15 protein-coding genes are annotated in these 15296 nt (G+C 57.0%); 6 read left to right on the forward strand and 9 right to left on the reverse strand.

Annotation, left to right across the window (positions count from 1 at the left end; all coding sequences use genetic code 11):
• Positions 1-138: 138 nt before the first annotated feature.
• Positions 139-1218, forward strand: a complete 1080-nt coding sequence (locus H4317_RS07025) for an aldose epimerase family protein (RefSeq protein WP_221899187.1) — start codon at positions 139-141, stop codon at positions 1216-1218.
• 93 nt (positions 1219-1311) lie between these two features.
• On the opposite strand, the gene H4317_RS07030 is transcribed toward H4317_RS07025, so the two are convergent.
• The 4 genes from H4317_RS07030 to H4317_RS07045 all read right to left on the reverse strand — a co-directional run bounded on the left by H4317_RS07030 (position 1312) and on the right by H4317_RS07045 (position 5775).
• Positions 1312-3426, reverse strand: a complete 2115-nt coding sequence (locus H4317_RS07030) for a glycoside hydrolase family 97 protein (RefSeq protein ID WP_185889415.1) — start codon at positions 3424-3426, stop codon at positions 1312-1314.
• Positions 3427-3549: 123 nt separating this feature from the next.
• Positions 3550-3975 (reverse strand): STAS/SEC14 domain-containing protein, encoded by a 426-nt coding sequence (locus H4317_RS07035; protein ID WP_185889416.1) that lies wholly within the window; start codon positions 3973-3975, stop codon positions 3550-3552.
• A 229-nt stretch (positions 3976-4204) separates the two neighbouring features.
• On the reverse strand, positions 4205-4606 hold the full coding sequence (locus H4317_RS07040) for a hypothetical protein (protein ID WP_185889417.1): 402 nt from the start codon (positions 4604-4606) through the stop codon (positions 4205-4207).
• A 92-nt stretch (positions 4607-4698) separates the two neighbouring features.
• Entirely contained in the window at positions 4699-5775 is a 1077-nt protein-coding gene (locus tag H4317_RS07045; protein WP_185889418.1) for a fatty acid desaturase family protein, read from the reverse strand.
• Between the two features lie 364 nt (positions 5776-6139).
• On the opposite strand from H4317_RS07045, the gene H4317_RS07050 reads away from it, so the two are divergent.
• The 3 genes from H4317_RS07050 (at position 6140) to H4317_RS07060 (ending at position 10310) form a co-directional block, all read left to right on the forward strand.
• Positions 6140-8413, forward strand: a complete 2274-nt coding sequence (locus H4317_RS07050) for a heavy metal translocating P-type ATPase (protein WP_185889419.1) — start codon at positions 6140-6142, stop codon at positions 8411-8413.
• A gap of 3 nt (positions 8414-8416) precedes the next feature.
• Positions 8417-8794 (forward strand): cupredoxin domain-containing protein, encoded by a 378-nt coding sequence (locus H4317_RS07055; RefSeq protein ID WP_185889420.1) that lies wholly within the window; start codon positions 8417-8419, stop codon positions 8792-8794.
• Between the two features lie 283 nt (positions 8795-9077).
• Entirely contained in the window at positions 9078-10310 is a 1233-nt protein-coding gene (locus H4317_RS07060) for an isocitrate dehydrogenase (NADP(+)) (RefSeq protein WP_185889421.1), read from the forward strand.
• 108 nt (positions 10311-10418) lie between these two features.
• Here the strand turns inward: H4317_RS07060 and H4317_RS07065 are convergent, their stop codons facing one another.
• From H4317_RS07065 to H4317_RS07075, 3 genes are all read right to left on the reverse strand, one after another.
• Positions 10419-10628: a zinc ribbon domain-containing protein YjdM gene (locus H4317_RS07065; RefSeq protein ID WP_019947089.1), complete on the reverse strand. Its 210-nt coding sequence runs from the start codon at positions 10626-10628 to the stop codon at positions 10419-10421.
• A gap of 14 nt (positions 10629-10642) precedes the next feature.
• Entirely contained in the window at positions 10643-11740 is a 1098-nt protein-coding gene (gene ychF, locus H4317_RS07070; RefSeq protein ID WP_185889422.1) for a redox-regulated ATPase YchF, read from the reverse strand.
• A 364-nt stretch (positions 11741-12104) separates the two neighbouring features.
• Positions 12105-12452, reverse strand: coding sequence for a DUF3276 family protein (locus H4317_RS07075; RefSeq protein WP_185889423.1), 348 nt, complete (start codon positions 12450-12452; stop codon positions 12105-12107).
• Positions 12453-12763: 311 nt separating this feature from the next.
• On the opposite strand from H4317_RS07075, the gene H4317_RS07080 reads away from it, so the two are divergent.
• Both H4317_RS07080 and H4317_RS07085 read left to right on the forward strand, forming a co-directional pair.
• The gene (locus tag H4317_RS07080; protein ID WP_185889424.1) at positions 12764-13684 is read left to right on the forward strand and encodes a DUF58 domain-containing protein; all 921 of its coding nucleotides are present in this window, start codon (positions 12764-12766) and stop codon (positions 13682-13684) included.
• A 12-nt stretch (positions 13685-13696) separates the two neighbouring features.
• Positions 13697-13912, forward strand: a complete 216-nt coding sequence (locus H4317_RS07085) for a hypothetical protein (protein WP_185889425.1) — start codon at positions 13697-13699, stop codon at positions 13910-13912.
• A gap of 6 nt (positions 13913-13918) precedes the next feature.
• On the opposite strand, the gene H4317_RS07090 is transcribed toward H4317_RS07085, so the two are convergent.
• Positions 13919-14593 (reverse strand): DNA-3-methyladenine glycosylase family protein, encoded by a 675-nt coding sequence (locus tag H4317_RS07090; RefSeq protein WP_185889426.1) that lies wholly within the window; start codon positions 14591-14593, stop codon positions 13919-13921.
• A 27-nt stretch (positions 14594-14620) separates the two neighbouring features.
• The gene (locus H4317_RS07095) at positions 14621-15289 is read right to left on the reverse strand and encodes a metallophosphoesterase family protein (RefSeq protein WP_185889427.1); all 669 of its coding nucleotides are present in this window, start codon (positions 15287-15289) and stop codon (positions 14621-14623) included.
• Positions 15290-15296 lie beyond the last annotated feature (7 nt).

Genomic DNA, 15296 nt, shown 5'->3' on the forward strand with positions numbered 1-15296 from the left:
TCCATTCCGTATCGAATGCTGCCGCCTAACTGCTCCGCCCAGCTTTGTAGGACCTTGCTGGTCCTGACCGGCTTGTTCGCCATTGGCAGCTGCAACCACTCAACTCCTGCGCAACAGCAGGCGGGCACTTTCTCTCCTATGACTGACTCCACGCAAACTTCCACCACCGCCACGCTTCCTACTATCACTGCTTTCGGCAAAACCACCGACGGCGCTGCAGTGCAGATCTACACCCTCACCAATGCCCACGGCATGAAAGTGAGCATCACCAATTATGGTGGTATTATCACCAGCCTCGTGGTGCCCGACAAGGATGGTAAGCTAGGTGACGTAGTGCTGGGGTTTGATGAGATAAGCGGCTACCAAAGCCCTGCGTATCGGAAGGCGGGACCGTACTTTGGCGCCCTGATCGGACGCTACGCCAACCGCATTGCCCAGGGTAAGTTCACGCTCGATGGCCGGGAGTACACGCTGGCCCAAAACAATGACGGAAACACCTTGCACGGTGGCAATAAAGGATTTGATAAGGTAATCTGGCAGGCCGTACCTGGTGCCTCCGCCGTGGGCCAGACGCTTACGCTTACTTATTTGAGCAAGGACGGCGAGGAGGGCTACCCCGGCAACCTAACCGTAAAGGTGGTGTACACTCTCACCGTTGATAACGCCCTACAAATCGACTACTCAGCCTCCACTGACAAGGCCACGCCCGTTAACCTTACCAACCATACATACTTTAACCTTAATGCTGGCCCGGACGTGCTAGCCCATGAAATAACCATTGACGCCGACCGCTATAATGTGGTGGACGCAGGCATGATTCCGACCGGCGAGCTGCGTCCTGTCAAAGGCACGCCTTTCGACTTTACTGCGCCACACACCATAGGTGAGCGGATAGGACAGGTGCCCAACGGCTACGACCACAACTGGCTGCTTAGGAAGTCAATTGGCCAGCCTGCTGCCACCGTGTATGAGCCCACTACCGGCCGCACCATGCAGGTAGCCACCACCGAGCCCGGAGTACAGTTCTATACCGGCAACTTTCTGGATGGTACACTGCGCGGCAAAAATGGGCAGGTATATGGCAAGCATGCGGGCTTCTGCCTAGAAACCCAGCACTTTCCCGATTCGCCTAACCAGCCCAACTTCCCGACCACCATCCTGAAGCCCGGCCAGACCCTACACTCAACGACGACCTACACGTTTGGCGTGCGAAAATAAGGTATGCGCCTAGCAGTAGCGCTCAGCTGAGCGAAGCTGTAGCCTCAATCCCGCTTCTCAGGTAGTGGGCTCTCAAAAAAATAGAGGGCACACTTACCGGCCAACGGGCTTAATACTGATGGCCGCACCGCCTCCAGCTGCCAGCTGTAGCTTGATGATGGACTTGCTGTTGACTTTCTGTTTGCGGATCTGGTATGCCATTGGGTTTTTATCCCAGCTGGCACCCTTTCCATCAGCATAGATAGTGGCTTCGTACTGCTGGCCGGGCGTGAGGAAGTCGAGCTTCACAGTCTGGTGGCGCGGATTTTCGTCGGTGATGCTGCCCACGTACCACTCCTCGCGGCCCTTAGCCTTGCGGGCCGTGGTGATGTACTCGCCGGGCTCGGCCAGCAGCACGCGAGTATCATCCCAGTCCACGGCCACGTCCTTGATGAACTGGAAGGCATTGAGGTGCTGCTCGTAAGCTTCGGGCAGGTCGGCGGCCATTTGCACGGGGCTGTAGAGCGTCACGTAGAGGGCCAGCTGTTTGGCTAGCGTGGTGTGTACCTGGCGACCTTTGTTCTGGGCGGGGTTCCAGCTTTCCAGTTTGATCTGGAAAATGCCGGGCGTGTAGTCCATGGGGCCGCCCATGAGGCGGGTGAAGGGCAGAATAGTTTCGTGCTCGGGCGGGTTGCCGGTGCTCCAGGCATTGAACTCGTTGCCCCGGGCCGCTTCCGAAGCCAGCCAGTTGGGGTAGGTGCGGTGCAAGCCCGTGGGCCGTACGGCTTCATGCATATCCACCATGAGCTGGTTCTGGCCGAGCAAGGCGGCCGTGTGGTTGTAGTGGTTCACCATCCACTGGCCGTCGTGGTGCTCCCCGCGCGGGATAATGCGGCCCACGTAGCCGGTTTTCACGGCCGCGTAGCCGTGCTCCTTCATGAAGCGGTAAGCTTCCTGCTGGCGCCGCTCGTAGTTGGTCACGGAGCCGGAGGTTTCGTGGTGCATCATCAATTGCACGCCCTTGGCGGCGGCGTACTGCTGCAGTTCCGTCACATTGAAATCGGGGTAGGGCGTCACGAAGTCGAATACTTCCTCTTTCCAGTTATTGGCCCAATCCTCCCAGCCCACATTCCAGCCTTCCACCAGCACACTTTGTAAGCCGTGTTGGGCCGCAAAATCGATGTAGCGCTTCACGTTGGCCGTGTTGGCGCCGTGGCGGCCGTTGGGCTTGAGGCGGTTCCAGTCGGTGCCGGCCAGCTTGATGTTGCTGGTGTCGGCGTAGTTCCAACTGGCCTTGTTCACGTGCATCTCCCACCACACGCCCACGAATTTCTGGGGCTTAATCCAGTCGGTGGTCGGGAACTTGGTGGGCTCGTTCAGGTTCAGAATCAGCTTGCTGGCTAGTACCTCGGGGGCTTTGTCCGACACCACGATGGTGCGCCAGGGCGTGTGTTCGGGGGCTTGCAGGTAGGCGGCCGCGCCGGTAGCGCCGGGCACCAGCTGACTGCGCAGGCCGTAAGTTTTGGTGTCCACGTTCAAGAACATAGCCGGGTAGTTCACCAGTGCCGCCTCGTGAATGTTCACGTACAGCCCATCGTCCGACTTCAGCATCAGCGGCGTCTGAATGCGGTAGGGCGCGGCTTTCTGCTGAATGGCCTCGATAGGCGTGGTATTCACCTCGCTCAGGCGGGAGGTGGTGTAGGTGTACTCGTTGGAGTCGTAGTCGCCGGGAATCCAGAAGGCCTTGTGGTTGGCGGGCAGGTTGAACTCAGTCAGCTCGTCCTGCACCGTGAAGTAGCTCAGGCCGGGCTGTTGGGGCACCTCGTAGCGGAAGCCCACGCCATCGGCAAACACCCGGAATACCACGTCGAGGCGTCGGCCGGGGGCTTGGGGCTGGCGCAGGTGCACCGTGAGCTGGCGGTAGTGGTTGCGGATGGTTTTTACCTCGCCCCACACCGGGTTCCAGCTTTCATCCACATCCTTGGTTTCGGAGCCGGTGATTTCCAGCGGCCCATCGAAGCCCTTGCCATCGGCTAGAGCCAAGCCCAGCCGGGAAGGGTTGATGACGGATTTCGGCCCGTACTGCACGGCGTAGGCGGGCTGCCCGCCGGCGTTCAGAGTCACCGTCAGGCTGACTTTATCGAGGCGGGCGGTAAGCGGGGCAGCTGTCTGGGCGGTGGCCGGTAAACCTACTGCAAGGAGTAGTACGACCAAAAAGGAGTTCTTCATTCGGGTAAGTATCAAGGTCCGAAGGTAAGGCCTGATACTTACTGTGCAGGGTAATGACTGTAGCTTTTTAGCCTGACACTCCCACACCCTGTGGGATGTGGGTTGCTGAGATGAAGTGATAGGCTAGGAGGCCGGAACAGGTTGCCGTGCCTCCCGCAGCCAAGCCTGCGCCGAGTTGATGTCGCCGAACATGCGCATTTGCAGGCGCCCACCCAGGCCCAAATGCATAGCATCCGCCGACTGGGCCGCCATAGATTCCGGGCTGACCACGTGAGCGAAATGGGTCAGGCCTTGTTGCGCGGCACGCGGTGCCCAGTCACTGACAATCCATTCCACGGCGTGGTCCCACGGCCCAATGACTAAGCGGTTATCATTGAGCAAGTAGGCGCAAGCGTGTTCCCGTAGTGGACCCAGGCAGGCATCGGCGCCAGCAAGTATGCCATTATGAGTCTGATACCCAATCCAGTTGTTATACAGCCAGTGGTTCACAGCATCGTAGGCAATAGTCAGGTATACATTGCCGAACCCATTGGTTAGTTCCAGGGCCATAAGAGAAAGAAAAAGATTCGGCTACTATAAAAGGTGTGGTTCCGGGCGTTACCTAAGCTGCGCTGCCAACAGGCAGCACGGCTTTAAGCAGCATGAAGAACACGATGCTGACAAAGTAGTACTTATTACTGGGAAAATAGGACCAGTATAAGAGATTGACGACAATATTGTGCAAGTCCCTCCCACTGATCCTGAATCACAGGATCAGTGAGAGGGACTTGCAGGCGCTCTACCGGGAGTAGTTGTCCTCCCATTCCGAGTAAGGCGTGTTCGGCACCCGGTCAACATCTTGGAAGCGCAGACTGAGCGTATGCTCGCTTAGCTTCGTGATGGTGCATTTGGCGCGACTGTATTGCAAGGTATTGCCCTGCCGGGAGTACTTGTGGCGGCCCCAGGAATTGCCATTCATGATGTCGTAGTAGTTCAGCGAATCTGGCGTAATGACCATGTAAAAGGATACATCGGCTATACTATCCTGACTGAGCAACTGGCCAGCCGCGTTGTAGTTGTACCCGGTAGTGCTACGGGAGTTCCAGCGGCCTTCCAGGCTCGGATCAGGCTTGGATGGGTCCTTCTTGCAGGCAGTGGCAAGCAGTGATAAACTCAATAACAGAAGTGAAAAACGTTTCATAACGTGTATTGACAAAGCTCCGCATACAGTCCACGGAGCTTCAGCAAAAATAAAAGAACGAACAGGAGTTTACAGTTGAGCAGGTAAGCTAATTATCGGCCCAGCTTGTAGAGCATGCGGTAGTGCGAATGCAACGCGCCTGTGAAAGTTGGATTTTCCAGATAGGGCAGCCCAAACTCGTGAGCAGTCTGCCGAACGATTGTCGAAAGAGCCGGATAATGGACGTGGCAGACCCGAGGGAAAAGGTGATGCTCGATCTGGCGGTTCAGGCCGCCGCACAAAAAGGCCGCCACAGCGCTCTGCGGCGAAAAGTTGGCCGTTGTGCGCAGTTGGTGCACGGCCCAGGCTTCCTGCAGGTCGCCTGTTTCATCGGGCGAAGGAAAAGCCGTGCCCTCCACAACGTGGGCCAGCTGGAACACCAGCCCCAGCACCAGTCCCTCCACGAAGTGCATGCCCAGAAAGCCCAGCACAAACTGCCACCAGGTGATGTCCAACACCACCAACGGTACCACAATAAAGAGCAGGTAATAAAGTGCCTTGTAAGCAAACAGATTGATGACTTCCCGGCGTGGATGCGCGGGCGTGGGGTGCTGGCCAATCTTATCCTTAAAGAATTTGAGGTAGTCTTTGCGCAGCACCCACGACAGCGAGGCCAGCCCGTAGAGCGGAAATGCGTACAGGTGTTGGTAGCGTTGCCACGGCCGTAGTGGCTCCTCCTCCGAAAGCCGAACCAAGCCCGGCGCCACCTCAATGTCTTCGTCGTGGCCCGGAATGTTAGTGTAGGTGTGGTGCACAATGTTGTGCGTGATGGTCCACACGTAGGGGCTGGCTCCAATTAGATTGAAGACCAAGCTGAATATCTTGTTGACACGCTTGCTGGACGAGAAAGCCCCATGCATGGCGTCATGGCAAACGTTGAAGCCGATAAAAGCACAGCAGGCCCCCAATAGCCCCGCCAATCCCAACAAAGCCCACGGACCAAACGAGCCGAAAAGAATCAGGCAATACAGGCCCACAAAGCTGGTCAGGAAGAAAATCGTTTTGGCCCACATGGCCCCGTTGGCGTGGCGCGAGAGTTGCTGACTCTGAAAGTAGATATCAACTCGCTGGCGAACAGTGGCGAAAAAGGTTGAGCGGGAAACGTTGGTAAACTTCAGGGAGGCGCTCATAAGAAGAAGGGTAGAACTGGGCAAGAGCAGTACATACCGCTTCAGCTGGGATACAAGTAGGGATAAACCTACAACCTGATAACCGGAAGTGCCTGGGAAAGGCTCCAAAACCGGGTGGGTTCATGGCAAAGTCATGCCGCAGTAGCCGGTTATCCTACTGCCGGAGTAGTAGTCACCCTGAACCGCCAGATGCCCAAAGCAGGGGTAAAGCACGGGCCATAAACCTCCGATGAGTCAAATTATGCAAGTGTTTCTCAGGATTTCATACCAACCTTGCGCAGGGGCGAATGTTCCTTTGTACTGGATTCCTGGTATTCGCCGCCAGGCGGAACGCGTGGGAATCCGTTCGTAGTATTCTGTTTTTATGGAACCCGTCACTAAAACCGAAACCCTCGACATTGAGGGCATGACCTGTGCTTCCTGCGCTTCTTTCGTGGAGAAGGCGCTGAGCCGTACGCCGGGCGTACAGCGGGCCATGGTCAACTTCGCCACCGAAAAGGCCACTATTGACTACCTGCCCACTCAGGCCACACCAGCTACGCTCCGGGAGGCGGTTGTCAGCTCGGGCTACGGGGTGGTTGAGCGCGCGCCCGACACCAGTGCTGCTGAGCGCAGCGCCGAACTAGACCGGCAAAAAGCGGCGGCGTATCAGAAGCTTAAGCGCCGATTTTGGGTAGCGGCAGGCTTGGCCGTCATCATTATGCCCCTGAGTATGCTTATGCTCTGGCCGGCGCTGCTGGCGCACGTGAACATGCAGTGGCTGAACTACGGGCTACTGTTGCTTACGCTGCCAGTGCTGCTCTATAGCGGCCGCGAGTTCTATACCTCCGCCTGGAATGGCTTCCGACATCGGGCAGCCAACATGGATACCCTGATTGCCGTGGGAACTGGCGCAGCCTTCCTCTACAGCCTAGCCGCAACCGTTGTGCCCGGCTTTTTTACCAGCCGTGGGCTGATGCCAGAAGTATACTATGATACCACCGCCACCATTATTGCCCTGATTCTGCTGGGCAAAGTGCTGGAAATGATGGCCAAAACCCAGACTTCAGCGGCTATTAAGGCCTTGATGGGGCTGCAGGCCAAAACGGCCCGCGTAGTCCGGCCCGATGGGCAGGAAGTGGATGTGCTTATTGAGCACGTGCAGTTAGGCGACCTGGTGGTGGTGCGCCCCGGTGAGAAAGTGGCTACCGACGGCATTCTGCAGGAGGGCCGCTCAGCCGTAGACGAGGCCATGCTCACCGGCGAAAGCCTGCCCGTAGAGAAAGTCGCCGGCGACCCGGTATTTGGTGCTACGCTCAACAAGACTGGTTCCTTCCGTTTCCGCGTCACCAAAGTAGGGACGGACACGATGCTTGCTCAGATTGTGAAGCTGGTAGAAGAGGCTCAGGGTAGCCGTGCGCCCATCCAGCGGCTGGCCGATAAAGTCAGTGCCATCTTCGTGCCTACGGTTTTGGTTATTGCCATTCTCACGTTTGTGCTCTGGTTTGATCTGGCTCCGGTAGCCACCCGCCTGCCGCTGGCCTTGGTCAACTTTGTGGCGGTGCTCATCATTGCCTGCCCCTGCGCATTGGGCCTGGCCACACCAACTGCCATTATGGTCAGCACCGGAAAAGGCGCGGAGCACGGCGTCCTGATTCGTAGCGCTGAGGCGCTGGAAAAGGCCTACCAAGTCACGACAGTGCTCCTTGACAAAACCGGTACCATCACCCGCGGTGAGCCGGCTGTCACGGATTTTGTAATTCTCAACCAGGATGCGCGGCGTGTGTTGCAGGTGGTAGCGGCAATGGAGCGGCAGAGTGAGCACCCGCTGGCTGAGGCTGTGGTGCGCTACGCCGATGCCCAAGAGGTGAGCAACCTGTCAGCCTCCGGTTTTCGGGCAATTGAAGGCAAAGGAGCCGCTGCCACCGTCGAGGGGCAGACAGTTCTCATCGGCAACCAGCGCCTGCTCAGCGAGGCAGGCATACCACTTTCGCCGGAGCTGACTACTCAGGCCGGAATGCTGCTGCGCGGGGCCAAAACGGTGCTGTATATTGCCATAGATGGGCAGGCCGTGGGAGTAGTCGGCGTGGCCGATACTATCCGTGATACATCCGCTGCCGCTATCAAACGGCTGCAGGCGATGGGCATTGAGGTGGTCATGATGACTGGCGATAATCCGCAGACCGCAGCGCAGGTAGCCGCTCAGGTGGGTATCTCGCGCTACTTCGCGGAGGTGTTACCCCAGGACAAGGCCGGCAAAGTAAAAGAACTGCAGGCCGAGGGGCGTACAGTAGCTATGGTCGGCGACGGTATCAACGATGCTCCGGCTCTGGCGCAGGCAGATATTGGTCTGGCTATTGGCGCTGGTACCGATGTGGCTATGGAAGCAGCCGGCATCACGCTGATGCGCTCTGACCTGCACGGCGTGGTAACGGCCATCGAACTGAGCAAGCAAACCATCCGCACCATTAGGCAAAACCTGTTTTTCGCCTTTATCTATAACACGTTGGGCATACCCATTGCGGCTGGCTTACTCTACCCCGTTTTTGGGTGGCTGCTTTCTCCCATGCTGGCCGCTGGAGCCATGGCTCTGAGTTCAGTATCCGTCCTGACCAACTCGTTGCGCCTACGGGCTTTTCACCCTCATCAAGCCGCTTAAACCATGGATGCAGCTGAAATTCTGGTTACGCTGGGTGGAAGTGGCTTGGCAGCCTTCGTATTGTGGTACTTCTTTCTCTCGGCCCGGCGGACGGCCAGCGCAGTTTCGGCCTCTGGCGGCCTGCAGGAAGTGGACATTACCGTCAAGGGCGGCTACTCACCCGACGTAATTGAAGTGGAACGCGGAAAGCCCGTGCAACTACGCTTCTACCGCGACGAAGAAAACTCCTGCTCGGAGGAACTGCTAATCCCGGATTTTCGGATTCGCCGCGACCTGCCGGCCTTTAAAACTACCTTGGTAGAACTACTGCCTCAGCAAGCCGGCCGGTTTGAGTTTACCTGTGGCATGAGCATGTTGCGCGGTACTCTGGTCGTGAAATAATCCTTCGCAACTAGCCCCATTTCTTCATTGCCGGCTGTAGCATGCTGGCCTGGCACTGCACCTAGTAGGTTTGCACCGCCGTGACCTTGCCTGTAAGAAGGTAGGCTGCTGAAAACAAGAAGGATATCTGCGCCACATCAAGCATCATGCGGCCGGGCAGCAAATCTCACTTAATTTGGCGCCGGCAAGTGCCTCTTCAAAAGGCGTTGGCAGCTGATTCTGTGCCGGCAGCCACGTCTTTCGTCAAGCGAATTACTCTAAACCTACCCTAAACACTGTAGAAATGGCCAAAATCAAAGTAGCCAACCCCGTAGTTGAGCTTGATGGCGACGAAATGACGCGCATCATCTGGAAGTTCATTAAGGATAAGCTGATTACCCCGTATCTGGAACTGGACATCAAGTACTACGATCTGGGTATTGAGTACCGCGACGAAACCAACGACCAGGTAACCATTGACGCCGCCAATGCCATTAAGCAGTACGGCGTGGGCATCAAGTGCGCCACCATCACGCCCGACGAGGAGCGGGTAAAGGAGTTCAACCTCAAGCAGATGTGGAAGTCGCCGAACGGCACCATCCGCAACATCCTGGACGGCACCGTGTTCCGTGAGCCAATTGTGATGAGCAACGTGCCGCGCCTCGTGCCCAACTGGACGGCCCCCATCTGCATCGGCCGCCACGCTTTCGGCGACCAGTATCGCGCCACCGACTTCGTGACCAAGGGCAAAGGCAAGCTTACCATCACCTTCACCCCCGAAGACGGTGGCGAAGAGCAGTCGTTTGAAGTCTATAACTTCAAGAGCGACGGCGTGGCCCTGGCCATGTACAACACCGACGAGTCCATCCGCGGCTTCGCCCACGCCTGCTTCAACCAGGCCCTGATGAAAGGCTGGCCGCTGTATTTGAGCACCAAAAACACCATCCTGAAAAAGTACGATGGCCGCTTCAAGGACATCTTCCAGGAAATCTACGAGCAGGATTATCTGGCTAAGTTCCAGGCTGCCGGCATCACCTACGAGCACCGTCTGATTGACGACATGGTGGCCTCGGCCCTGAAATGGAACGGCAACTTCGTGTGGGCCTGCAAAAACTACGACGGCGACGTACAGTCCGACACCGTAGCCCAGGGTTTCGGCTCGCTGGGCCTGATGACCTCCACGCTGGTAACGCCCGACGGTGGCACGATGGAGGCTGAAGCCGCCCACGGCACCGTAACGCGCCACTACCGCGACCATCAGAAAGGCAAGCCCACCTCCACCAACCCCATTGCCAGCATCTTCGCCTGGACCCGGGGCCTGGAGTTCCGCGGCAAGCTCGATAACAACCAGGAGTTGATTGACTTCTGCCACAAGCTGGAGCAGGTGTGCATCGAAACTGTGGAAAGCGGCAAGATGACCAAGGACCTTGCCGTCTGCATCCACGGCAACAAAGTGGAGCACGGCCGCGACTACCTCTACACCGAGGAGTTCCTGGAAGCGTTGGACACCAACCTGAAAGCCAAGCTCGGTAAATAGACGTTGCAGCTTCCTTACTAAAAAAAGCCTCTCCGAGTTTCGGAGAGGCTTTTTTTAGTAATTGTTATGGTCGGCCGGAACGCGAATGGCGTGGGCGAGGAAATAAGGCTAGGCTTTCTTCAGAAACTCGGTTTTGAGTACCATGGTGCTGCCACCAGCACGACCCTCAATTTCAGCGGGGCTGTTGGTGAGGCGGATGTTCTTGACCACAGTGCCACGTTTGAGCGTGAGCGAAGAGCCCTTCACTTTCAGATCCTTGATGAGCGTCACCGAGTCGCCTTCTGCGAGCAGGTTGCCGTTGCTGTCTTTTACGTCCATGGGTACGGAGGAAGTTAGACGTTGAAGCGGAAGTGCATGATGTCGCCGTCCTGCACCACATATTCTTTGCCTTCTACGGCCATCTTGCCGGCTTCCTTAATCTTTACCTCAGTCTTGTATTCCTGGTAATCAGCCAGCTTAATTACCTCGGCACGGATAAAGCCTTTCTCAAAATCGGAGTGGATGACGCCAGCCGCGGCCGGTGCTTTGTCGCCGCGGTGGATAGTCCAGGCGCGTACTTCCTGTACGCCGGCCGTGAAGTACGTAATCAGGTTCAGCAGGGAGTAGGAAGCGCGGATCAGGCGGTTCAGGCCGGATTCGGTGAGGCCATATTCGCCCAGGAACATTTCCTTTTCCTCGGGGTCTTCCATCTCCGCAATCTGCGACTCAATAGCAGCCGATACCAGCACTACTTCGGCGCCTTCCTTGGCCACGTGAGCCTGCAGGGCTGCCGTGTGGGCATTGCCGTTCGTGATGCTGGCTTCGTCCACATTGGCCACGTAAATTACGGGCTTGATGGTGAGCAGCTGCAGATCCGCAACGGCCTCCAGCTCCTCGGGCGTAGCCTGCACAGCACGGGCGTTCTGGCCGTCTTCCAGGGCAGCCTTAAACTTCTGCAGCGCTGCTACTTCTTTCTTGGCCACGGCGTCGCCGCCTTTGGCTGCGCGCTCCGACTTGATGAGCTTCTTGTCGACGCTCTCCAAATCTTTAATCTGCAGCTCGGTATCAATTACATCTTTGTCGAACACCGGGTCAACCCCACCGGCTACGTGCACGATGTTGGGGTCGTCGAAGCAGCGCACCACATGGATAATGGCATCTACCTCCCGAATGTTCGCCAGGAATTTGTTGCCCAGTCCTTCGCCTTTGGAGGCACCTTTCACCAGCCCGGCAATGTCTACGAACTCAATAATAGTAGGCAGCACACGCTTCGGGTTCACCAGCGCCTCCAGAATCTGAAGCCGCTCGTCGGGCACGGTAATTACGCCCACGTTCGGCTCGATGGTGCAGAACGGATAGTTGGCCGATTCGGCCTTGGCATTAGAAAGAGCGTTGAAAAGCGTGGATTTGCCGACGTTTGGCAGGCCGACGATACCGCAGCGGAGACCCATAAGATGGAATAGTGAGTGGTGAAATGGTGCGCTGAGCTACTGGCTCAATTCGCGGGGGCAAAGGTACGGGGCTTTTTTGGGGAAAGCACGGCTCATCTGAGTCCGTTGCAACGGGTAGTGATGCCATTGAACCAGATGCGGCACTGCTTCTGTTGGGCAGGCATGTGTGAACACCATAAACCCACTCAGAAACTACAGCGCCTAGGCTTTTATGTGGCTGCCGGTGTGTTGCTGTTGGTTAGCCAGTACTACGCACTCTAGTGCGCAGAAACCACGACGGCGCGCTCTGGCCGAAGCCGGGCGCGCCGTGCGGTGGGAAACGAAGAGCTTTTTTGTAGGACTGTTTCGCTAGGCTTTCCTGAAATTAATAGTTGTCGTCGGCGCGGTTCGGGTTGAAGCCGGCTTCACGCTCCTCATATGCCGGGCGTGGGCGGTCCAGTTCGGCTACCTCTTCAGGCGTCAGCAACTCTTCGCGCACATATTCCACGGCATCCTGCAGCGCATCGACGAACTTCAGGAAGTCTTCCTTGTACAGGAAAATCTTGTGCTTCTCATACGAGAAAGTGTCGTCGTCACGGAGCTTGCGCTTGCTTTCCGTGATGGTCAGATAATAGTCCTGGCCGCGGGTAGCTTTCACGTCGAAAAAGTACGTGCGTTTGCCCGCTTTAATGCGCTGGGAGTAAATTTCTTCTTGGTCGTGACGTTCTTCCACGGGGCCTTCTGTAAAGTTTTGTTATTCCAAGATGGTTGAATTTCAGGCCAAAGTACAACTACTGCGCATGATATAAAAATTTTGAGGCCTCGTTTCTGATGTAAATCCTTGAATATCTTAGTGAAGCGCAATAATTCGGGAAAATAATCAGTTTTGTTCAAGCGCTGCTCATTGGAATATGGCAGGATGAAATCTGCATCATATATGATTGTTGCTATGCCTGAGCCACCTTCTGTACTTCTTTGTTTCTTTGAGGCGCAGGGCCCAGTCTAGCTGCGCACTACCTCTTTTGCTTTCCTTGAATTGCATTTATGGCTCAACCTCTTGATCTGGCCGCCGTCCGCTCGTTCGAAAACCTGGAATTCCTGGCTCGCCAGCTGGTGGAAGGCTTTATCACGGGCCTGCATCAGTCGCCCTACCACGGCTTCTCGGTAGAGTTTTCGGAGCACCGCCTTTACAACCCCGGTGAAAGCACCCGCCACCTCGATTGGAAGGTATTTGCCCGCACCGACAAGCTTTTTGTAAAGCGCTATGAGGAAGAAACCAACCTCCGCTGCCATCTGCTGCTCGATGTTAGCCCCAGTATGTACTACCCCGAGCCCGGCCACGATAAGCTGCGGTTTGCGGTGCTATGCGCGGCAGCCCTCACCACGCTACTCCAGAAACAGCGAGACGCCGTCGGGCTCGTTACGTTCTCCAGCCAGGTAGAACTGCAGACGCCGGTGCGTTCAACCAGCACCCACCGCCACACGTTGCTGCTGGCGTTGCAGCAACTTCTGGAGCGTCCTGCCAGCACAACCCATACGTCTACCGACGTGTCAGGCGTCATTCATACCATAGCGCAACAGATTCCAAAACGCTCGTTGGTGGTGCTGTTTTCGGATATGCTGGGCCGCGCTCCAGAAGAGCAAACGGGCACGCTGGCTGCTTTGCAGCACTTGCGCCACCAGCACCACGAAGTGCTGCTGTTCCACATCATGGACCGCAGCACCGAGTCTAATTTTGACTTTCAGGACCGGCCTTATCTGTTCGAGGATATTGAAACGGGCGAAACTGTGAAGCTGCAGCCGTCGCAGGTGCGGGAGCAATACCGCGCTGCCATGCAGGCGTATGAGCACGAACTGGCGCTACGCTGCGGGCAGTATAAAATCGACTTCGTACCAGTTGATATCCGGGAGCCGTTTGATAAGGTCCTGTATGCGTATATGGTGAAGCGCGGGAAGGTGCGCTAACTTTGCAGTTCTATGGATGAATTTGCGTTAGGAGTTGGCCTGTTTCTGGTGGCGTCGTTTTCGGCTTTGGTAACGGCTTATATTGCTCACATGTACGGCCGGCCACTGGTGCGCTGGCTGCTGATTGGCTTCTGCTTGCCCTTGCTGGGTATTTTTGTGGCAATGGCCTTGGCAGTGCGCGACGCCGGCAAAGAGGAGGCGGCAGAAAAGCGGGAAAAAGGCGAATAATGCGCCTTATTTCTCTGGCGCCGGGGTATTGTCCAACGACTGCCAGAGGTACTTGCAGGCCAGACTGCGGTAGGGCCGCCAGGGTTCCGCAATTTCCGTCATGCGCTTCAGCAAGGCCCGGCCGGTTTCCTCTAGGCCATAGTGCCGGCGCATGGCGTTCTGCACGCCCAAGTCACCTTCCGCGAATACGTCGGGCTGGTCCAGGGCAAACATCTGCAGCATCTGGGCGGTCCAGCGGCCTACACCTTTTATCTGCGTGAGGTGGCTGGTAAAGTCGTCCGCTGACAGTTGGCTCAGGTGGGCGTGGTCGAGTTGGTCGCGCAGAGCAAAGCCAGCAATGGCCCGCAGGTAGCCGGCCTTTTGCCGCGAAATACCCGCTGTGCGCAGGTCCTCATCGGTCAGCTCGACCAAAGCCAGCGGCTCGGGGTAGCCGTCGGGCGGAAACAGGGCCTGCACTTTGCGCCAGATGGCCGCCGCCGCTTTCGTAGAAATCTGCTGGCTCACGATGGCGCGCAGCAATGCCAGATATAAGTCTTCGTGCGCCGAGGGCTGAATGGGCCGGCCCCGCGCGATAATGCCCGCCAGCACCGGATCGGCCTGCGAAAGGTGGGCTAGTGCCTTATCTGAAGAAGCACCAGTGGAAGTAGGCGGAAAGGCCGGCGTGTGTGGTACAGAAGCCATAGAAAAGGGAAGTCAGGTAGAAGAAGCCTACTCGGCAGCGGCAATATCAATACGGTGCGTGGGAATAATGACTTCCTCCAGCAGCTCGCCCGTGGCAGACAGCCGCACCCCAGTCAGCGCAAACCCGAAGCAGGCGCCGGTATCAATATTGAGCACATTTGTGGCCGGATCAAACGTTGGGTCGCCGTCGGTGGGCGTGTGCCCGATAACCTGTCGGCGGCCCATGTTCAGCAGCGGGCCGCGCCGCCAGAGCAGCCCATCGGGATGGTCTTCGTCGAGCTGGTGAGGCGTATCAGCGAAGCCGGCGTGGCTGATAAGCAGGTGCTCGTTGTGCCAGTATAGAGGCCGGCGCGACAGCCACGCGAGGTGTGGCTCCAACAGCGCCTGACATGCCTTGTACTGTGCTACAGTACTGCGGCCGCCCCAGCTTAGCCATCCCTGATAAGGGCCAGCCGGGCCAAAATGCCGCAGCATAGCGGCCTCGTGGTTGCCTTTCAGAAACGTAGTCTGGCCTGGGTAGCGTACTTCTAGGCTTATGGCTAGAGCTACGCATTCCGGGCTGTAGCGGCCCCGGTCTATCAAGTCGCCGACCTGTATCAGCCGTTCCGTTTCTGGGCGCCAGTGCTGCAGCAACTCTTCTAATGTGTTGAGACATCCATGCACGTCGCCTATCACAAATACATTCTGTTCGGCCATCACGGAG

Origin of the sequence: Hymenobacter sediminicola (genome assembly GCF_014250515.1) — a bacterium.
Lineage (GTDB): Bacteria > Bacteroidota > Bacteroidia > Cytophagales > Hymenobacteraceae > Hymenobacter > Hymenobacter sediminicola.

What these genes read in the sequence shown, in the direction of transcription:
- H4317_RS07025 (WP_221899187.1), top strand. Translation starts at nt 139, where the DNA reads ATGACTGACTCCACGCAAACTTCCACCACCGCCACGCTTCCTACTATC.
- H4317_RS07030 (WP_185889415.1), bottom strand. Translation starts at nt 3,426, where the DNA reads ATGAAGAACTCCTTTTTGGTCGTACTACTCCTTGCAGTAGGTTTACCG.
- H4317_RS07035 (WP_185889416.1), bottom strand. Translation starts at nt 3,975, where the DNA reads ATGGCCCTGGAACTAACCAATGGGTTCGGCAATGTATACCTGACTATT.
- H4317_RS07040 (WP_185889417.1), bottom strand. Translation starts at nt 4,606, where the DNA reads ATGAAACGTTTTTCACTTCTGTTATTGAGTTTATCACTGCTTGCCACT.
- H4317_RS07045 (WP_185889418.1), bottom strand. Translation starts at nt 5,775, where the DNA reads ATGAGCGCCTCCCTGAAGTTTACCAACGTTTCCCGCTCAACCTTTTTC.
- H4317_RS07050 (WP_185889419.1), top strand. Translation starts at nt 6,140, where the DNA reads ATGGAACCCGTCACTAAAACCGAAACCCTCGACATTGAGGGCATGACC.
- H4317_RS07055 (WP_185889420.1), top strand. Translation starts at nt 8,417, where the DNA reads ATGGATGCAGCTGAAATTCTGGTTACGCTGGGTGGAAGTGGCTTGGCA.
- H4317_RS07060 (WP_185889421.1), top strand. Translation starts at nt 9,078, where the DNA reads ATGGCCAAAATCAAAGTAGCCAACCCCGTAGTTGAGCTTGATGGCGAC.
- H4317_RS07065 (WP_019947089.1), bottom strand. Translation starts at nt 10,628, where the DNA reads ATGGACGTAAAAGACAGCAACGGCAACCTGCTCGCAGAAGGCGACTCG.
- ychF (WP_185889422.1), bottom strand. Translation starts at nt 11,740, where the DNA reads ATGGGTCTCCGCTGCGGTATCGTCGGCCTGCCAAACGTCGGCAAATCC.
- H4317_RS07080 (WP_185889424.1), top strand. Translation starts at nt 12,764, where the DNA reads ATGGCTCAACCTCTTGATCTGGCCGCCGTCCGCTCGTTCGAAAACCTG.
- H4317_RS07085 (WP_185889425.1), top strand. Translation starts at nt 13,697, where the DNA reads ATGGATGAATTTGCGTTAGGAGTTGGCCTGTTTCTGGTGGCGTCGTTT.
- H4317_RS07090 (WP_185889426.1), bottom strand. Translation starts at nt 14,593, where the DNA reads ATGGCTTCTGTACCACACACGCCGGCCTTTCCGCCTACTTCCACTGGT.
- H4317_RS07095 (WP_185889427.1), bottom strand. Translation starts at nt 15,289, where the DNA reads ATGGCCGAACAGAATGTATTTGTGATAGGCGACGTGCATGGATGTCTC.